Here is a 12,509-nt window from a genome sequence, read left to right as displayed (position 1 = left end):
CTGCTGACAGTGACAATTCGGTTTCTGGCATTGGGTCTGTTTGTGATTCGACCCAGACTCTTTTTCCGTTTTGTCGGAAGTCCGACAGCAGCAGGATTTCACCTGGCCCTTCTCATCAGGGGCTGATTTGCTACAGCAACAGTTTTCAGCCTGTCTGTCCTGTTTCTGGCTGCACTCGCAACCCGAAACGGGGGCGGCTGGCAAAACCAGGCAAGCAATTAGAATCAGAACTAAGAAACGGAACATGGACGCTTTCTTCAGTTTGACAGAAGTACCAGTGCGAAACTCTCTCATTATATTTTTATGAGTCTTATTTCGCAAGTAGTAATTTTAATTCTTTTCAGCCGGCTGCTTTTCAACGGGGGGCAGAGACGCTGCCTGTTTTTGTTCGCGGATTGCCAGTTCATCGGCATCGTACAGACGAATTCTTGCATTATAAGTCAGGATTTCCACCATTTTCTGACCATAATCGACATTCAGATCTCTGATATTGGAGTCGATGGGTGCATTCCAGGAGAGCAGGCTGTCGCCCGTCTGTTTGTCGACCGCGTGGAGATGAATGATGCTGGTAGAGCGATTTCCCATGCGTTTGTAATCTCGGGAGACCAGCAGGATGACTGGCAGCAGATTCTGCTGGTCGAGGACCAGGTGTTGTTTGTCAATTTCCTGGTTCCAGAGTCGTTTCCCCGTCTGGCGATTGAAAGTATAAAGCATCCCGTTGATGGGGATCGAGGGGATATTGACCGAAATGGAATTGTGCGAAGGCGAGTGGGCCGCGAAATAAATCTGATTCTGATCTGCAACGAGATAGAAATTCTGACGATCTTTGAGTTCTGCGCGTGGGATGCCTTCCAGTTCAGAGCGTTTCCCCGTTTTGAGGTCAATAATTGATAACTGTCCCTTAGGGCTTAATACTGACAGGTAGTGGTGGCTGAAGAGTCCGAACTGAGAATCGCGTGGAAAATCAAGCTTCCAGTTGAATTCTCTGGACTGGGGATGAAAACTGAAGAGGGAGCTGACGCCGGCGGTCAGGCCTGGCAGTTTTGTGTCCTCTGCTGACGAGATGGCGACAAATGCAGACTCGCCTTGATAGATGGCATTTTCAAGGTATTGCCCGGTTTTCCCGATTTCGATCGGCTGGCCATCACTGACACGCAGAATTTTTTTGGTCACACGATCCCGGGTGACCAGATAGATCATGCGATCGTCACCCAGTACGCGGGTTTCTTTATCGACATTCTCATGGGTCCAGCGAACTTTCCCGGTACGGGTATCAATGAGGATGATCTGCCGACGGCTGTAGTAGCAGGTGTAGTCAGCATTGGCAGCGGCAATCATCCCTATTTTGCGGATGGCGATGGAAGGGTGGTGTCGATGCACGAGGGTCGATTCATTTCCCAGTTGAGCCGGGGTCAGACGATAGGAACTGGAGTGATAGCGGTTTGTCTGTTCCTTTTCCAGCTTCTGACTCCAGATCAGTCTGTGGTCGACAAGGTCAAAGAAGTGCAGCATATCTCGATGCTGCAGAATCAGATTATGCCCGACCACATCACTTTCATTAAAGCTGGATGAGCGGGCCTGCATGGTCGATCGTAGCGGAGTTGACCACATCAGCTGATTTCCCGCAGACTGTTTCATCGTCAGACGATTTTCTTTGGGGTTGACTGTCAGTATCAGGGACCGGAAGAACGGCAGGTTGGAGCCACTGGTATCCAGCGTGTTTTCTCCCGAGGAATAATATCGCGACGAACCTCCTACAATAAGTTTCAGGTTGCGAGGCCGCCAGTTTCCCGGTAATGGTTTCTGATTGTTCGTCTGCAGGTTCTGATGATACTGATCCTGAAATTGTGCCACGGTCAGATTCTCTGCCACAATCAGGCCGGGGTCGTACTGTGAAAGTTGATTCAGGTAAAAAGCAGCGTCGTCCGGCAGGTTGAATTTTACACAGAGTTGGACCATCCCGGCCAACGCTTCAGCCGTATACTGAGGCGACTTCAGTTTCATCAATCTGGTCAACCAGAGTTCTGCTTCAAAGAACCGCTCCGATTGCATTGCGTTCCTGATTTGCAGTCGCAGCACCGGTAGTGAGGCGTCAAGGAAACCGAACTGCTGCAGAAAGCGTACTCTGGTTTCGGTATCTTTCATCAGAATCATCCGCGCACGCTCGCTGATCTGCTGCGTAAACTGTGCCTGTTGCGCGGGAGTGGCCTGTTGCCAGAGATCGCCGGCCTGTCCGGAGATCCAGCAGTCAATTTGCGTTTCGGTACCACCTGTTTTGATGAAGGAGTCTGCCGGTGCAGTCGCGAGTTCAAACAGAAATTTCAGAGCTGTGGAAAACTCTTTGCGGGCCCGGGCACGTTCCACCAGCAGTCTTTGCAGTTCAATGCGTTCTTTTTTCGAAGCGACCTGTTGTTCCAGGCGTTGGACCAGTTCATCATGTAGCTTGAAATCAGAGCGAATAATAGAAGTCAGGCAGTCGATCATCATTGCCTGATATTGAGCTTGATCTTTGACAGAAAGCTTTGCGGGGTCGATCCCCTGCAGTTTCGTCAGAGCCTGTGTGTAGAGATGGCTCATCATTAACAGTTCAGACTCTTTAAAGAGTACCAGCGGGTCACTGGCGTTCTCTTGTTTCAGGTGTTTGATTTCTGCTTCGAAGGTCTGTTTCTGTTCGAAACTGGCAAGTCCTGCCGCGCTGAGTGACAAAAACTGACCCTGGTAGATGATCAGGTTACCCAATGACTGTCTGGCGTCGGGACTGAAAAGTTTATTCAGTACCAGGCCCGACTTGACGTCAAAGGTCCAGATCTGCCCACTCTGTAAAGGAACGTGCAGACGGTGATCGGCGATGACTGCCTGACCCGACGGAAGGCCGGCGTCTTTATCAAAGGATTTATTCCAGACCGTTTTTCCATTCGTCAGTGAAACCGCATGGACGCCATTTAAGCCAACCAGCAGAATCAGATTATCAACAACTCCCGCCAGGTAGAGTGAGCTTTCTTTGGCGCGGCGCGTCCAGCAGGGAGAACCTGTAATCAGATCGAGGCAGACCAGCGTTTCATCATCCTGGGGCGTATAGACCACCTTATTTCCGCTGATGACAGGGGCAGAAGGACACCAGCGCTGATTCAGGGGTTCCCGGGAAGTCTGGTTGATGTGACTGAACTGCTGGTTGTTGTTGCTGGCACTGACCGGTTCGTATCTGGTTGACCAGAGAATCGAATGATTCAGACGATCGATGGCGGTTAAGAGGCCAATCGTCGTCGGGCAGATAATCACTCCCTGATCGATCGCGACGGGCGCGATCCACCAGCGGCGGATCATGTCGAGTTCAATATCCTGATCGGGGTTGCCGATCTGTTGCGACCAGCGTTCCGCGCCCGTTTCCGGATCCAGGGCGTAGACGCGGATTTCCCGGTCCCGTTCTCCGATAATGTAGAGTTCATTTTCAGCAGGTGTAGGAGCACCGAAGAAAAAGGTTCCCGCCAGAGGCAGGTCGAATGGTTCTTCAAAGCGGGTGCCGCCCACTTTCCATTTGGTTTGACCGGTTTTCAGATCGTAGGCAACCAACTGATTGCTGGACCAGAAGTCTGCTTCAAATCCACCCCGCTGTCGCAGGCGGTTGAAATTTCGTGCCGAGCCGGAACGACCCAGATTCAGCCGCATGCTCTCCAATACGAACAGGTGTTTTCCGTCGCTGCTCTGGCTGCCCCAGTTGGCATTTCTAAACAGCAGGCTTGTGAGAGCGTGGGAATCGGGGTCTGTTCCATTATAAGGTGAGAATGCCTGTTGTTCCTGTTCCGCATCAAACAGGCCTCGGGCTTGTGGGGTGTTGCTGCTCTTGAGCTGGGCATTGATATAGGCCGTTTCCGGTGAGTTCTCCAGCGTCGCTTCCCAGAGAGGAGTTCCCGTGCGGGAATCGAGTACCTGCACTCCTTTAAGAGTACGGAAGATGACTTTTCCATCAATTGCCAGTGGAGGCAAAGCGGGAATGGTGGCATGTCGGGCACTGCTGAGATCTTCCTGGATCAGTTGCAACTGGGTCTGTATGGAATGATTCGATGTGAGAGGATAGGACCAGCGGGGGATCAGTAACGGATCGGCAGCCTGGGCCCGGGCAGCATGATTGGGTGAGCCGAACAGCATCGGCCACTCCGTCAGCATCCGGTTTGCTTTCGTCTGTAGGATTTCCTGTTTCTGCAACCACTTCAGTGGGCTTTCGTCGGCACCACCAATCTTGATGGACTGATTGAGACCGTCAGACTCGTCATTCTGCTGGAACAGTTCAGCGACAAGCTCTTCATTTCCCGTCTGTTTAAAGATATAGGCTGCTTTTGTCTTCCACTGTCGTGACCTGGTAATCGGGGCATGCATTTTCAGCAGGCGTTGCAGATATTGTGCAGCCAGGCCAAATTCTCCGCGCTCGAGATGATACGAGGTCAGGAAGTTCATTGAATCAAAGCCGGCCTGAGTGCTGGCGAACCGGGTGGCAATTTCAGCGTAAGTCTCCGGAGCGGCATTATTCTGCAGGGCATCTGTGAGAAGTTTGCTGGCCAGTGCTTCATACTGGCGTGTGAATTTTTCCTGTTCTTCTTCCGGGAGGAGATCCAGAAGTTCATAAATCAGTTCACGGTCGGTAATCAGTTCCCGCGCGCCATTGATATGAACCGGAAGATTCAGGCTGTTTTCCAGCATTAGTTGCAGTTTTTCACGAGCCGCCTCCCAGTTTTCTCCTTCAATTAACTGCTGCACGCTTTTGAAACGGCGTTCCTGTTCCAGGTCCTGGGGAAAACGGTAATAGTCAGGGGTTTTCGTTTGTGCCGGTTTGTTTGCCTGTTGTGCTGGTTTGGGTTTGCCAAACCAGCCCTGGATGATTTTCTTCAGGGGGTTGAGTGCATTCTGATTCTGTGCGGGCGCCTGTTTCTGTGCATTGGGTTGGAAGGGGTCCTGTTTTTCTTCCGGTTCATCAGCGGAAAGCCCGGAGACAGGGAGCAGTAGCAGGCAGGTTATCACGATAAAAACGTTAGTTTGGTTTATTCTGGTCGAATTCATCCACTCAGCCTTATGGTTGTCTGGCAGGACTATATTGATGCCAGAACATTTGAGTCACTCTCAATACTATTCTACAGCCTGTTTTGCTGGAGCCAATACGTAAACTGGTGGAATTGCGGTCTGTTGGAATCATTGGGTTCAGTGCTATCAGTCGGGGGGAGCTGGTTGAACCGGTGCCTGTTTTTGCGTACACTTTTTCTGTGAGAAGGAAAGTCTGGCTGATCCGGACAGAGAGAATCGACTTGGGGAAATCAAAAAAAACAGCGTGTCTTGGAACTTTCAAGCAAGATAGAGGGGGGAATCGGTTGCAGATTTGTGCGCGGGAAGTTATTTTTGCACGCTTCAACTATAGCAAACTGGTGAAGTACCAGCCGCTCAGGCGGGTGGAATCGCTGGGATTGCCCTTGGACTATATGTGCTTTTCAGACGGAACTGCCTTTACTGTCTGACTTTAGCCTGTGCCCAATTCGATTAATGCGTCTCTGGATCATTTTGTCGGTTGCGAATGAATGGAAACGATTTGATTAGAGTGGGACACTTCAGTGAGCACTGATGATGTGGGGCACTGGTTGACCATCAACAGTATTTAATGACATAGTGTCAGGTGATAGATTCAAAAGTCTTTAATGGAAGAGTGGAGCGACGTCAGTTGTCGTATCACTCCTCGAGGAATGTTGGGAAATGTCAGACGATTTTGTATTGCAGAAAATCAGTGCTACGAAGCGTGAAAAATTAGGCTCGATCGAAAGTCGACATATTCGCCGTGCTGGTCGGATTCCGGCAGTGGTTTACGGCCACGGTCAGGATCCTGCCCATCTGAGCGTGGATGAACGCGAACTGCAGGATCTGGTCAAGAACCGCGAACGTGTGTTTGAGATCGACGTTGATGGTAAAGTTGAAGAAACCATGCTGCGGGATCTGCAGTGGGATACATTTGGAACACAAATTCTGCATGTTGACCTGATCCGGATTAACGCTTCGGAACGAGTGACTCTGGAAGTTCCCGTGCGTCTGCGGGGCACATCTCCCGGAGCGACCGATGGCGGAATCCTGGAGCAGCCACTTCACGCTCTGGAACTGGACTGCCTGGCCCACAGTATTCCGGACTACATTTCCGTGAAAATCAATGCTCTGGAAATTGGCGACGCGATTCATGTGCGTGATATTGAAGTGCCTCGTGGCTGCAAGATTCATAATGAACCAGATCTCGTAGTGGTGCATGTGCTGTCTCACGGTGCTGAGGAAGCAGAGCCAGCAGAAGAAACGGAAGTTGAAGAAACAGAAACAGCAGAAGCGTCGGAAGAGTAAGATCACCGGGTGTGATCAGAATCGGTTAAATATTTGAATATCTGGCGGGTGTCGCTGTGAAAGTGGTCGTAGGACTGGGGAATCCCGGTAAGAAATACGAACGAACGCGTCACAATGTCGGGTTTGAAGTGTTGAATCAATTGGCAGAGTGGCATGGAGCACCTGGGTCACGAAGCCAGTTTGAGGCGGAAGTCACTGAGATTTCCTGTGGCGGCGATAAGGTGTTACTTGTTGCCCCGCAAACATTTATGAATTTAAGTGGTCGCAGTATTGCCGCTGTGGCGAAATTTTTCAAACTGCCAGCAACAGATGTGATGGTCGTTTGTGACGATATGAATCTGCCTGTCGGGCGTCTCCGTTTGCGGGGTTCTGGTTCAGCGGGTGGGCAAAAAGGATTACAGGATATTATCCAGAAGCTGGGTACTCAGGATGTACCACGCCTGAGAGTAGGTGTGGGACGACCTCCTGCCGGATTTTCAGCAGCGGATTATGTCTTAGGCCGATTTCAGGGGAAACAGGAATTCGAGCTGATCGCGACGGCAGTGGACAATGCTGCCAGAGGGATTGAGTGCTGGGTTCAGGATGGACTTGAAATGGCCATGAACCAGGTCAATGCGCCTGAGTAAACAGATCCCGGTTTGGTTGAACCGGTAATAAAAAATAAATGAGAATTGGATCAACAATCTGGCTGAATCATCGACGCCAAATTATTCCGGGAGAAAAGTCTTGTCTGTAGCAGAAAAAAAAGCAGTTATGGTAAATTACGAAGGAATGTTCCTGTTGGACAGTGGCAAATTTGCTGCTGATCATGAAGGGACCGTTGCTCATCTGATGGAAATCCTGGAAAAGGCTGGTGCCGAAGTTGTGGCGCACCGTCCCTGGCAGGATGGAAAGCTGGCTTATGAGATCGAAGGTCACATGAAGGGCCTGCATTATCTCGTGTACTTCACGATGCCAGGTAGTGGTATGGATCTGATTACCCGTGCCTGCCACCTGAGCGACATGGTCATTCGCCAGATGGTGATCAAGCAGCCTCAAACACTGTTTGATGCGATGGTCTCTGCTATCGATCCTACCTCCGCTCCAGAACCAGTGGCGGTAGAATCCAAGGGAGATTCTGACTCGGATGAAGCAGGTTATGATGCTATTGACGACGATGACGAAGGCTAAACTGTGTCCAGTTTTGCTGTAGCGTCTCCAGGGGCATTGGGACCTGGTATCATGGATTGAGAAACGCTATGGTTAAATGTGATGTGCTTTAGTAGTTCATCGCCGGTTTGATGATTCAGAAATCGTTCTTCTGGAATGTTCCCGTTTATAACATTCAAACTCAGGGAGGCCAATTATGGCCAGTTTTAATAAAGTGATCCTGGTAGGCAATTTAACACGCGACCCACAGGTGCGCTATACACCGGGTGGGAGTGCGGTCGCTGAAATTGGTCTCGCGGTGAATCGCAGCTGGTTTGACAAGAACTCGAATTCCCGCAAGGAAGAAACTACCTTTATTGACGTGACGTTATGGGGACGCACTGCAGAAGTCGCCAGCGAATATCTGACCAAGGGGCGTTCGGTTCTGATTGAAGGCCGACTGCAGCTGGATCAGTGGGATGATAAAGAGTCCGGACAAAAGCGAAGCAAGCTCAAAGTGGTCGGCGAAAATATGACCATGCTGGGCGGCAAAGGTGAATCAGGCGGCGGCGGTGGCGGCGGTGGTGCACCATCGGGTGGCGGATATGCCTCGCGGGGAAATGCTCCCCAGCAGGGTGGCGGTTCCAGTCCGGCAGATTCATTTTATGATGACACTCCTGGTGGGATTCCTGATGATGATGTGCCCTTCTAATTAAGGCACGGTTGCTGGTGAATGACACAGCAGGTAACAGTATTTTTAAAACGATTGTATAAAACAAAAAATTACGGAAGTGACTGATAATGGTTCGTAAACAACGTAGCTCCGCTGTCGTCGGTAGTACCAAATCATCTATCGAAGTTTTGCTGGCAGAAAAAGTGGATACCCTTGGTGAGCAAGGTGATATTGTCCGGGTCAAACCTGGCTATGCCCGTAACTTCCTGCTGCCCTATGGTCTGGCAACAATTGCGACTGATCATAATAAATGGATGGTGGTCCAGCACCAGAAGCGGATGGCCGAACTCGAAAAAGATCGCCTGAAGTCTCTGAAGAATCTGGCTGACAAATTGAGTAAGCACAGTGTGACTATGGAAGCCAATGCTAACGAAGAGGGGCATCTCTACGGTTCCATCGTGGCCATCGATATCAGCAAGTCTCTGAAAGAGGGTGGCTTTGATATTGAAGCAGACAGCATTCGCCTGGAAGGTCCCCTGAAAGAGCTGGGGATGTACACCGTGAAAATGCAGCTGCATGAAAAGGTGAAAACCGAAGTCAAAGTCTGGGTCGTACCGACTGCAGAAAAAAGCTGAGCCTGGTCAGACACGAGAAAATCTACCAGTCTGAGTTTCACGAATAAGAGAGAGGTCCGGTATATTGCCGGGCCTCTTTTTGTTATATATGATTGCTCCTGCAGTGTGAACTGATCTGCTAATTGCTGAGGCATCACGTTGATCTGAGCAGCGCACTGTAGAGAGAACTCACTTCTTATTGCCTACAGAACCAGGGGATGGTAATGTCAGTCGCCGGTAAAGGAAATTTTCGCCGCCCGAAGCAGGAGTCTGTCGAGGAGTTGTTCGGCAAGGTTCCTCCGCAAAACCTGGATGCGGAAAAAGCGGTGCTTGGCGGTATTCTCCTGGATAACGTGGTGATCGATGATCTGGTACAGATTGTCAAAGCCAACCACTTCTACAGTGACAAAAACACCCGGATTTTTGCCGCGATTCTCCGCCTACATGATGCCGGAGTGCGCGGCATCGATGCGGTGACCATCGCTGAAGAGCTGGATTCCAAAGGAGAGCTGGAAGAATCTGGCGGGGTGATGTATCTGCATGAAATTCTGGAGAGTGTACCCCACGCGGCGCACGCCGAGTATTATGCGAAAATTGTCCGAGATAAATCGGTACAACGCACGCTGATCCATTCCTGCACGGAAATTATCCGTGAAAGTTATGCGCCGCAGGGTGATACGCTGGACGTGTTGAATAAGGCCGAGCAGAGTATCTTCAGTATCCTGGAACAACAGGGAGAAGGGGATAAGATCGAGATTCGCGACATCCTGATGGATGCCTTTGATCGGATTCATGAACGCTCTCAAAAAGATGGCATGCTGACCGGGCTGACCTCGGGCTTTCTGGATCTGGACACCCAGATCAATGGTTTTCAGCCTTCAGAGTTGATTATCCTGGCGGCTCGACCCAGTATGGGAAAAACCGCGCTGGTCTGTAACTTCGCAGAAGCGGCCGCGGATGAAGGCGGGACGGCAACGATTGTTTTCAGTCTGGAACAGTCTAAGCTTGAGTTAGCCGAACGTCTGCTCTGTATTCGTTCTGGCGTGAATGGTCACTCATTGCGTGCCGGCGATCTGGAAGACGATGAACGCCACCGCCTGATTGAAGCCTCTTCGGAACTCAGTGAGATGCCTCTGTTTATCGATGATAAGCCGGGACGGACGATTCAGGAAATCAGCGCGATCTGCCGGCGCTTGAAGCGACTCAGTAATCTGGGACTGATCATCATTGACTATCTGCAGCTGATTGAGCCCGAAGACAAAACGATGCCTCGTGAGCAGCAGATTGCACAGATCACACGTCGCCTGAAAGGGCTCTGTAAAGAATTGAATATACCGGTTATCGCGCTGGCCCAGTTGAACCGTGGTGTCGAGCTGCGTGATGACAAGCGTCCGCGACTGGCTGACCTGCGCGAGAGTGGTGCCATCGAACAGGATGCCGACCTGATCATGTTTCTGCATCGCCCGGATAAGTATGATCCGGAGGATAGCCCTGGCCTGGCGGAAGTCATTGTGGCCAAGCACCGTAGTGGTCCTACCGGGATTATCAACCTGACCTGGATGGCATCGTCGATGCGGTTTGCCAACTATGCAAACCTGGATGTTCCCGAAGGGGGCTACATGGGTGATAGCGGGGGTGGTGGTTTCGGTTAATCCCAGCCTGCTTGATTCTGGTGACTTTAATGAGATGGAGGAAGTGAAATGAAACCGACCTCTGATTTGAAGCTCAACCGTGTGTGTCTATTGCTTGCTGCTGTGGTGGCGTTTTGTTGTTCAGAACCTAGCCCGCTATTTGCCGAGGACCTTCCCGACGCGGAAGCGATCCCTTTCAAAATTGAACCTCCGTTGGCCTGGAATCGCAGTGACCGTTATATACCTCCCGATTTTAAATCTTTTTTTCCGGACAATAAAGAGGCGGGCAAACAGCTTGATCTGATGCTGGAAGGAAAGTTGAAGGTAACGAGCATTGATGAGCGTCTGGCTTTGATCAGACGCGGGTTGCGTCATTGCTCGAAGTATCGTACGACACTGTTGGGGCAGGTGGGGAATCAATATATCTGGAACCGGGAGCAACAGGATCCCCGTGCAATCGAGTTGATGTACCATGCGAGTGCCAGCGACAATGGTAGTATTGCGAGTAGTGCAATGTACCATGGTCTCACGGTTGTGTCACAGCGTTCACATAACCTTGTGCGAACGCTGATGGAGCAATACCCCAAGCTTGATGCACGGAAGCAGCAGCGGATTGTCTGGGGTATGCAGACCTATGGCGACAAAGAGCAGACGCGGAAGTTACTGCTGGGTCTGCTGGATGATTATAAACAGTTGAATGATTCTACCATCGCGGCCGCGCTGGAAACTTACCAGGCGGTATTCAAAACGGAACCGCCTGAACTGAATCGTTTTGATGATGTTGGTCGGTGGGTAATCGGCTTCCATCGAACCGATGTTTCTGCCACGCTTCCCCGGGCTGCTGAGATTTTACGCGAAATGGCAGAACAGCCGTTGCGTGGCCAAGAGGAGATGTTACTGGAATTTGTGACCCGCGTTAATGAAGGGCGGGAGACGGCTGTTGTCCTGTTGAAGGGACGGAAGGCGCGTCGGCTGCTCGTGGGCTATCTTGAAAAACGGAATTATACGGAACTCGATTTCAATGGACTGTTTTCAGCGCGGGTCCTGCAGGAAAGGCGACTGAACGAGTTCGCGCGTTTTCTGCCGGCGGGTGCTCCTGCCAGCAGGTTGCCTGATTACACGCGACCTCCGACTGGCAAAACCTATGCTTATGAGGCACGCGAATTTGTGGCTCCCGATTATCAGTCCTTCTTTGCAGATGATAAACAGGCGGGTAAGAAACTGGATGAGCTGTATGACAATCGGGAAAAGCTGAGACTCACTGATCACGAATTGCTGGAAGCGTTTCGACGTGGTATCCGTCATTCCTCATATTCGCCGAACGTGATGTTCAGCTGGATCTGCGGCGCCCTGGGTTGGCCCCGCGATCCCCGTCTGACAGAGATTATTTATCAGGGACTTGATCCGACAGGGCCCGTCGAAGTGCGTAAAACAGCCGTGTATTATGGGTTTGGGTTGGGAACTGATAAGACCAGGAATGTTCTCCAGGCCCTCTTTCACGTCTATATGGCTCCGCCATTCGACGCTACTACCAACCAAAACATGCGGTCGCGCATTATGTGGAGCGTGGGGACTCATGAAGATAATAAGTACTTCCTGTCTACTCTGTTTGCGGAGGCATTACGCGACCATAAGAAGTTGTCTGACGTGGCGCTGCAGCAGGCTGACAGCGCTTACAGGCAGTTGTCGGGCGAAGATCCACCCCATGTGGATGAGTATGGCGCACGGGGCGTGTATCTTGTCATGTTCGGAGTGAAATATGCGAGTACGATACCGGCTTCAAAGCAATATGTTTCGCAAAGACTAGGCGAGTCACCACATCTCCTTACGAAAAAATTTCTGGAGGAGAACAGGGAAGAGAGCGTCATGGTACTCGTACGGGGGACCACGGGGCTGAAATGGCTGATTAAGAATCTGCAGACGGAACCGACGTTGCCAGTCTATTATGCAGGCCTGCTGACACCGGAGTTGGTTGAAAAGGGGGACAACCTGCAGGAGTTTAAGAAATTTCTGTCTGAAGAGTCACAGGCAGAAGAGTCACCTGATAAAAACTAAGATTGCCAGTGGGCAACCCGTCCAGACTGTGAGTCTTATAATTCGTTT

The 12,509-nt window shown here is 50.9% G+C and carries 8 protein-coding genes; 7 read left to right on the top strand and 1 reads right to left on the bottom strand.

Features of this window, described 5'->3' with window-relative positions; genetic code table 11:
- Nucleotides 1–330: 330 nt before the first annotated feature.
- Nucleotides 331–5,052: a PQQ-binding-like beta-propeller repeat protein gene (locus tag Pan161_RS10595; RefSeq protein WP_145226577.1), complete on the bottom strand. Its 4,722-nt coding sequence runs from the start codon at nt 5,050–5,052 to the stop codon at nt 331–333.
- 681 nt (nt 5,053–5,733) lie between these two features.
- On the opposite strand from Pan161_RS10595, the gene Pan161_RS10590 reads away from it, so the two are divergent.
- From Pan161_RS10590 to Pan161_RS10560, 7 genes are all read left to right on the top strand, one after another.
- Complete coding sequence (locus Pan161_RS10590) at nt 5,734–6,360, top strand: 50S ribosomal protein L25 (protein ID WP_145226575.1); 627 nt, start codon at nt 5,734–5,736, stop codon at nt 6,358–6,360.
- A 56-nt stretch (nt 6,361–6,416) separates the two neighbouring features.
- A complete protein-coding gene (gene pth, locus Pan161_RS10585; RefSeq protein WP_145226573.1) occupies nt 6,417–6,986 on the top strand; it encodes an aminoacyl-tRNA hydrolase in 570 nt (189 codons plus the stop codon).
- Nucleotides 6,987–7,113: 127 nt separating this feature from the next.
- A complete protein-coding gene (gene rpsF / locus Pan161_RS10580; protein ID WP_145226570.1) occupies nt 7,114–7,530 on the top strand; it encodes a 30S ribosomal protein S6 in 417 nt (138 codons plus the stop codon).
- 175 nt (nt 7,531–7,705) lie between these two features.
- Nucleotides 7,706–8,200, top strand: a complete 495-nt coding sequence (ssb, locus tag Pan161_RS10575; RefSeq protein WP_145226568.1) for a single-stranded DNA-binding protein — start codon at nt 7,706–7,708, stop codon at nt 8,198–8,200.
- 89 nt (nt 8,201–8,289) lie between these two features.
- Nucleotides 8,290–8,796: a 50S ribosomal protein L9 gene (gene rplI / locus Pan161_RS10570; RefSeq protein ID WP_145226566.1), complete on the top strand. Its 507-nt coding sequence runs from the start codon at nt 8,290–8,292 to the stop codon at nt 8,794–8,796.
- Between the two features lie 197 nt (nt 8,797–8,993).
- A complete protein-coding gene (dnaB, locus tag Pan161_RS10565) occupies nt 8,994–10,427 on the top strand; it encodes a replicative DNA helicase (protein ID WP_232103689.1) in 1,434 nt (477 codons plus the stop codon).
- A 48-nt stretch (nt 10,428–10,475) separates the two neighbouring features.
- Entirely contained in the window at nt 10,476–12,461 is a 1,986-nt protein-coding gene (locus Pan161_RS10560; protein WP_145226564.1) for a hypothetical protein, read from the top strand.
- The last annotated feature ends 48 nt before the right edge of the window (nt 12,462–12,509 follow it).

The sequence above is a fragment of the Gimesia algae genome (assembly GCF_007746795.1).
Taxonomy (GTDB): Bacteria; Planctomycetota; Planctomycetia; order Planctomycetales; family Planctomycetaceae; genus Gimesia; species Gimesia algae.
Note: the sequence above shows the minus strand (reverse complement) of the source record. Positions and strands in the feature narration are given on the sequence as shown.